Annotated in this window: 6 protein-coding genes and 1 pseudogene; 3 read left to right on the top strand and 4 right to left on the bottom strand. The window is 72.4% G+C overall.

Translation table 11 applies throughout. The features are described from left to right. A pseudogene (locus PLJ28_RS01385) lies at window positions 1–346 on the bottom strand (phospho-sugar mutase); the annotation flags it as partial. A 19-nt stretch (window positions 347–365) separates the two neighbouring features. Further along, window positions 366–1,232 (bottom strand): purine-nucleoside phosphorylase, encoded by an 867-nt coding sequence (locus PLJ28_RS01380; RefSeq protein ID WP_183523981.1) that lies wholly within the window; start codon window positions 1,230–1,232, stop codon window positions 366–368. 93 nt (window positions 1,233–1,325) lie between these two features. Here PLJ28_RS01380 and PLJ28_RS01375 point away from each other — a divergent pair, with 93 nt between their 5' ends. The 3 genes from PLJ28_RS01375 to PLJ28_RS01365 all read left to right on the top strand — a co-directional run bounded on the left by PLJ28_RS01375 (window position 1,326) and on the right by PLJ28_RS01365 (window position 4,720). Then, the gene (locus PLJ28_RS01375) at window positions 1,326–2,732 is read left to right on the top strand and encodes an NAD(P)H-quinone dehydrogenase (RefSeq protein ID WP_183523983.1); all 1,407 of its coding nucleotides are present in this window, start codon (window positions 1,326–1,328) and stop codon (window positions 2,730–2,732) included. A 114-nt stretch (window positions 2,733–2,846) separates the two neighbouring features. Further along, complete coding sequence (locus tag PLJ28_RS01370) at window positions 2,847–4,502, top strand: DUF4389 domain-containing protein (RefSeq protein WP_255459393.1); 1,656 nt, start codon at window positions 2,847–2,849, stop codon at window positions 4,500–4,502. Beyond that, window positions 4,502–4,720: a PLD nuclease N-terminal domain-containing protein gene (locus PLJ28_RS01365; RefSeq protein WP_183528184.1), complete on the top strand. Its 219-nt coding sequence runs from the start codon at window positions 4,502–4,504 to the stop codon at window positions 4,718–4,720. The genes PLJ28_RS01370 and PLJ28_RS01365 overlap by 1 nt, the downstream gene beginning before the upstream one ends. A 54-nt stretch (window positions 4,721–4,774) precedes the next feature. Here the strand turns inward: PLJ28_RS01365 and PLJ28_RS01360 are convergent, their stop codons facing one another. Together PLJ28_RS01360 and PLJ28_RS01355 are read right to left on the bottom strand one after the other, a co-directional pair. Continuing rightward, entirely contained in the window at window positions 4,775–5,830 is a 1,056-nt protein-coding gene (locus tag PLJ28_RS01360; protein ID WP_183523986.1) for a zinc-dependent alcohol dehydrogenase family protein, read from the bottom strand. Window positions 5,831–5,872: 42 nt separating this feature from the next. Beyond that, window positions 5,873–6,313 carry an Hsp20/alpha crystallin family protein gene (locus PLJ28_RS01355; protein WP_183523989.1) on the bottom strand — a complete coding sequence of 147 codons (441 nt, stop codon included), beginning with the start codon at window positions 6,311–6,313 and terminating at the stop codon, window positions 5,873–5,875. Window positions 6,314–6,352 lie beyond the last annotated feature (39 nt).

Below are 6,352 nucleotides of genomic sequence, written 5' to 3'. Positions count from 1 at the left end.
CGTAACCGACGACGACGCGCGGCGGGCGGGCGGCGTCCGCCCCGTCGCCCCGGGCGTCACCGAGCCGGGCCAGCAGGTAGCGCGCCAGGCCGGCCGCGGTGCGCCGCACGACGGCACGGTTCATCCGCGCCGGGCCGGGGCCCTCCTCGGCGCGCAGCCCGGCGGTGCCGAAGGCCAGCGGGCCGGCGAACCGGCTGGTCAGGGAGGCGGTCGCCAGCGGGTCCCCGGCCCGCGCGGCGACGATCTCGGCCTCCAGGAGCGCGCGGTCGCGGTCGTCGGGATCCTGGCGGGCCCAGTCCTCCGCGACGGCGAGCAATTCCGGATCCGGCCCCGGGGTGTCAGTCATGTCCTGCCCTTCCGCGTTCTCAGATGCGTTCGATGATCCCGGCCAGCAGGGCGGAGATCCGGGGACCGGCGTCGCGGCCGGCCTGGACCACCTCGTCGTGGCTGAGCGGCTCGCCGCTGAAGCCGGCCGCGGCATTGGTCACCAGCGAGATGCCGAAGACCTCCAGCCCGGCGTGCCGGGCGGCGATCGCGTCCAGTGCGGTGGACATCCCGACCAGGTCGCCGCCGATCGCCTTGGCGTAACGGACCTCGGCGGGCGTCTCGTACTGGGGCCCGGCGAACTGCACGTAGACGCCCTCGGGCAGGCCCGGGTCCACCGACCGGGCGATGTCCCGGATCCGCGGGGAGTACAGGTCCGTCAGGTCCACGAAGTTGGCACCGGCCAGCGGGGTGGCCCCCGTGAGGTTGATGTGGTCGGCCACCAGCACCGGCGTGCCCGGACCCCACTCGGGGACCAGTGAACCGCAGCCGTTGGTGAGCACCACCGTCTCCACGCCGGCAGCGGCGGCCGTGCGGACCGTGTGCGCCACGGCGCCGGCGTCGCGGTGCTCGTAGTAGTGCGTCCTCGAGCCGAACACGAGTGCCCGCCGGCCGTCCGTGAGCCGCACGGAGCGCACCGTGGGGTTGTGGCCGGGGACGCTGGGCGCGGCGAAGCCGGGCAGGTCGGCGGTGGGCACGGTGTGGGTGGTCTCGCCGATCAGCTCGGCGGCGCCGCCCCAGCCGGACCCGAGCACGACGGCGATCCGGTGGCTGCCCGGGCCCGTCACCTCGGCCTCGGTGGCGTGCGCGAGGGCGACCGCCGCCCGGCGGGCCTCGTCGAAACCGGGGTGGTCGCCGACCAGGGGGGAGGAGTCGGTGGGCAGGAGGTTCGTGGAAGGGTCCGTCACGACGCATATCCTACGCGGCGGTCACCGGGGCCATCCCGGCCGGGCCGCGGTGGCCGACCGGGTGGTTTCCACAATCCCCCGCGGTTGGACAGAATGGGGACCGTGACCAGCACCCAGATCATCCCCCATCCATCCCTGACGATCATCGGCGGCGGGCCGGGCGGCTACGAGGCCGCCATGGTGGCCGCCAAGCTCGGAGCGAAGGTGACCGTCGTCGAACGCAAGGGCATGGGTGGCTCGGCGGTGCTGACCGACGTGGTCCCCTCCAAGACCCTCATCGCCACGGCGGACTCGATGCGCCGGGCCGGCCGCGCCTCCGGACTCGGGGTCACCCTGGGCGAGTCGGTGCCGAAGGCGGACATGAAGGTCGTGGACCAGCGCCTGCTGGCCCTGGCGCTGCAGCAGTCCCGGGACATCCACCGGGCGCTGGAGCGCCTGGGCGTCCGGGTGATCATCGGTGAGGGACGCGTGGCGGGCCCGACGACGGTCCAGGCCACCACGCCCGCGGGCACCGAGACGATCGAGTCCGACGCCATCCTCGTCTCCACCGGCGCGGATCCCCGGGAGTTGCCGACGGCCCGGCCGGACGGTGAGCGGATCTTCAACTGGACCCAGGTCTACAGCCTGACCGAGGTGCCCGAGCACATGATCGTGGTGGGTTCCGGGGTGACGGGTGCCGAGTTCGCCTCCGCCTACAACCTGCTGGGCGCCCGGGTCTCCCTGGTCTCGTCCCGTGACCGGGTGCTGCCGGGGGAGGACCAGGACGCCGCGGCGGTGCTGGAGGACGCCTTCGTCGAGGACGGTGTCACGGTGATCGGCAAGACGCGTGCGGAGTCCGTCGAGCGCACCGCCGACGGTGTGCGCGTGCACCTGACCGGCGGCAGGGTGCTGGAGGGAAGCCACTGCCTGCTGGCCGTGGGCGGGGTGCCCAACACCGCCGGCATCGGGCTGGAGGAGGCCGGGGTCCGGCTCACCGAGTCGGGGCACGTCGCGGTCGACGGCGTCTCCCGCACCTCGGTGCCCACGATCTACGCCGCCGGCGACTGCACCGGGGTGTTCGCCCTGGCCTCCGTGGCGGCCATGCAGGGGCGGGTGGCCGTGGCCCACCTGATGGGGGATGCCGTCAAGCCGTTCCAGCCCCACCTGGTCTCCTCGAACATCTTCACCTCGCCCGAGATCGCCACCGTGGGGGTCACGGAGGCCCAGATCGCCTCCGGCAAGTACCAGGCGGACACCATCAAGCTCGACCTGGCCACCAACCCCCGGGCGAAGATGCAGAACGTCACCCACGGTTTCGTCAAGATCTTCGCCCGCAAGGGCTCCGGCACCGTGATCGGCGGCGTGGTGGTGGCCCCCCGGGCCTCCGAGCTGATCTATGCCCTGGCCCTGGCGGTCACCCACAAGCTCCACGTGGACGACCTGGCCAACACCTACACCGTGTACCCCTCGGTGTCCGGCTCGATCTCGGAGGCCGCCCGGCGGCTGCACGTCCACCTGTAGCCGGCGGGACGGTCCGGCGCGGCGCCCCGGGGGCGGCGGGCGGCTCTGGATCTGGGCACGGGACAGCCACTAGAGTCCGGGCCATCCGGCCCAGTCCGTCTCGAGGTAATCGTGATGACCGCCTATCCCACCCCGCCGACCGCGTCCGCCGTCCCGGACCCCTCGCCGTCCACCCGGATGAGACCGGGCCACTGGGTGCTGCTCGTCCTCGGTGTGCTCCTGGGCGTGCTGGGCCTGGGCCTGCTCTCCGGCGGTGCCGTCCTGCTCCGGGCCGACGCGGCCCAGCAGGACGGCCGCTACCTGCTGGGGGACACCGAGAGGTACCGCAGCACCGGCTACGCCCTGGTCAGCCCCGCCGTGGTGATCGACGCCGGTGAGCCCGTCACGTCCGGAACCGTGGACCTCTCGGACCTGGGCAGCGTGCAACTGCGGGCGAGCCCCGTGGTCCCGCAGGACGAGGTCTTCGTCGGCATCGCTGAGGAGACTGATGTCCGGGAGTACCTGGCCGATGTCCCGCGCTCGCTCCTGCTCGCCACCGACTGGGACGCGCCCCGGGCCTGGCCCCGCAGCATCCCGGACGCGTATTCCGACGACTGGGACCGGGACTGGGACTCGGACAGGATGCGCGACGACGTGCCGGTCACGCCCGGTGATCGCCGGCCGGGTCCGCCGGCCGGGGAAGACTTCTGGGCCGTCTCCGCATCGGGCGCCGGGCCGCAGGAGATCACGTTCGCCCCGCAGCCGGGGCGGTGGACCCTCGTGGTGATGAACGCGAACGCCGACCGGCCGGTCTGGGTGGACCTGCAGGCCGGGGCACGCTCTGAGCTGATCGGCCCGGTCGGCAACGGACTGCTGTGGGCCGGCCTGATCAGCACTGTCATCGGCATTCCGCTGCTGCTCCTCGGGACAACGGGCCTGGGCCGGGACATCGAGCCCGCCGCGCGCGTCGGGAGGGATCGCCGCCGGCAGGGGCCCGGTGCGGCTCCGGCGTCGGTCCCCGGGTCCGGGCGTCTGCCGAGGGGCGCATCCCCTGTGCGCTTCACCGGCCGACTGGACCCGCCGGTGTCCCGTTGGTTGTGGCTGGTCAAGTGGCTGCTGGCGATCCCGCACTACATCGTGCTCGCCCTGCTGTGGTTCGCCCTGTTCGTGACCACGGTCGCGGCCGGCATCGCCATCCTCGTCACCGGCCGGTATCCGCGGGGCTGGTTCGCCTTCACGGTGGGGGTGCTGCGCTGGTCGTGGCGGGTGGGGTTCTACGGATACTCGGCCCTGGGCACGGACCGGTATCCGCCGTTCACCCTGGCCCGCGCCGACTATCCGGCCGGGTTGGACGTGGCCTACCCGGATCGCCTGTCGCGCGGACTGGTGCTGGTGAAGTGGTGGCTGCTGGCCATCCCCCACCTGCTCATCGTCGGCATCTTCACGGGTGGCTCGGGCATCGGCTGGGGTTACTACGCGGGCGGTTCGGGCCTCGGCTGGGGTTTCTCGCTGCTGGGACTGCTCATCCTCGTTGCGGCCGTCGCCCTGCTGTTCACCGGCAGGTACAGCACCGGGCTCTTCGACTTCGTCGTGGGCCTGAACCGCTGGACGTACCGGGTCTCGGCGTACGTCCTGCTGCTGCGGGACGAGTACCCGCCGTTCCGGCTCGACCAGGGCCCGGTGGAACCGGTTCCGGCGGTGCCGCCAGAGGCCGCCCCCGGAGCCCGTCCGCCCGGCGGACCGGCTGGACCGCAGGCGTCCTCCACGGGGCCGGATCCCCGGGTGCCGTGATGCGCCCGCACCGGAGGTGGCGTGACCTCAGCCCGCGTGAGCAGGCCGGGATCCTGACCCTGGCCTCGGTCCAGGTGTCCCTGGCCGTCACGGCCTGGGTGGACCTGGCCCGCCGGCCGGCCGGCCAGGTCAACGGTCGCAAGGCGGTCTGGGCCGCGGTCATCGCCGTGAACTTCGTCGGCCCCGTTCTGTACTTCCTCCGCGGCCGCCGTCGGTGAGCCGGGGGGCGAACCGGGCCGGCACAGGGGGCCCGTGGACGGCCCCCCGGGCGATCACCTCGTGATGACGACCTTCAGTGCCCTGGTCTCGGCCGGGCGGGCGAAGGTGTCGTAGGCGTCCATGACGTCGTCGAACGTGAACCGGTGGGTGGCGAACTGCTCGGCCGGCAGCCGTCCGCTGGCCACCAGCCGCAGCAGCATGGGCGTGGTGTTCGTGTTGACCAGCCCGGTGGTGATGGTGAGGTTCTGGATCCACAGGTCCTCCAGGTGGAACTCCACGGGTGCGCCGTGGACGCCCACGTTGGCCACGTGGCCGCCCGGCCGGACCAGGTCCAGCGCCATCTGGAAGGTCTCGGGGACACCGACGGCCTCGACGGCCACGTCTGCTCCGCGTCCCTCCGTCAGGCCGTCCACGACCGTGCGCCAGTCCGGTGAGGACGTCAGGACCGTCTCGGTGGCCCCGAAGGACCGGGCCAGCTCCAGGCGCGTCTCCTCCAGGTCCAGGGCGATGACCCGCGCGGCACCGTGGAGGGACGAGGTGAGGATGACGGCCAGTCCGATCGGACCCGCACCCACCACGGCGACCGTGTCCCCGGGCTGGACCTGGCCGTACCGCACCCCGATCTCGAAACCGGTGGGCAGGATGTCCGAGAGCATGGTCCCCTGCGTGTCGGAGACACTGTCCGGGAGCCGGTGCAGGGAGGTGTCCGCATAGGGGATCCGCACGTACTCGGCCTGGGTGCCGTCGATCAGGTGGCCCAGGACCCAGCCGATCCCCGACTGTCCCTCCTGCCCGAGGCAGTGGGAGTTGAGCCCGGCGATGCAGTACGCGCACCGGCCGCAGGAGGAGATGCAGGACACCAGTACCCGGTCTCCGACACCCACCCCGGTCACGGCCGGTCCCGTCTCCACCACCCGGCCGACTCCCTCGTGACCCAGGACGCGTCCCGGCCGGACGGCCGGGACGTCGCCCTTGAGGATGTGGAGGTCGGTGCCGCAGATCGTCGTGGTCTCGATCTCGACGATGGCGTCCGTGGGCTGCTGGACGGACGGGTCGGGGACCTCGGTCCAGGACTTCTGCCCCGGTCCGCCGTAGACCATGGCCTTCATGCGGGACTCCTCCTTCGTGGGACGCCGGGATCCGGCGCGGTCCTAGGCGCGGTTGATCGGGATCTTGCGACCGGTGGTGTCCTCCGCGGGGGGCGTGGGGACCGGAATGGTGATCTCCAGGACCCCGTCCCTGTAGGAGGCCTTGATGTCCTCGGCCGTGGCGTTGGCCGGCAGGGGCAGGCTCCGGTAGAAGGACCCGTAGCGGAACTCGGAGCGGAACCCCTCCTTGTCCTCGTGGCGCTCCTCCTGGCGGCGTTCGGCGCTGATGGTCAGCATGCCCTCGGCCACGCTGATGTCGATGTCCTGGTCCGGGTCGATCCCGGGCAGTTCGGCACGGATGCACAACTCGTTCTCGCGGGCCTCCTCCTCGACCCGGATCATGCCCTTGTCCAGTTCGCCCTCGAACAGCCGCCGGAAGGTCTCCGGCATGTCGAAGGGCATACGGCGTTCGGGGAAGTGGCCGCGCCTCAGCAGGTCGCTCATGATGTCCGTCCTCCAGTGCTTCGGTGGTGTGGGCGGGCA

The sequence above is a fragment of the Citricoccus sp. genome, assembly GCF_035445025.1.
Taxonomy (GTDB): domain Bacteria; phylum Actinomycetota; class Actinomycetes; order Actinomycetales; family Micrococcaceae; genus Citricoccus.
Note: the sequence above shows the minus strand (reverse complement) of the source record. Positions and strands in the feature narration are given on the sequence as shown.